Annotated in this window: 1 rRNA gene; it reads left to right on the forward strand. The window is 37.3% G+C overall.

Annotated features, from left to right (window positions below):
* Nucleotides 1–129 precede the first annotated feature (129 nt).
* A 5S ribosomal RNA gene (rrf, locus tag G9F74_RS29845) occupies nucleotides 130–204 on the forward strand; the annotation flags it as partial.

The raw sequence follows: 204 nt of genomic DNA on the forward strand, positions 1-204 counted from the left end.
GGAGCTGACGAATACTAATAGATCGAGGACTTAACCATATAATATGTAGCAAATGTTATCTAGTTTTGAAGGAATATATATTTAAAATTCCTTTTGACATTCTGAAAAGAATGTGTATAATGATAAAAGTCTGGTAATGATGGCAGAGAGGTCACACCCGTTCCCATACCGAACACGGAAGTTAAGCTCTCTAGCGCCGATGGT

Origin of the sequence: Bacillus sp. EKM202B (assembly GCF_011066025.1) — a bacterium.
Taxonomy (GTDB): Bacteria; Bacillota; Bacilli; order Bacillales; family Bacillaceae_G; genus Bacillus_A; species Bacillus_A toyonensis.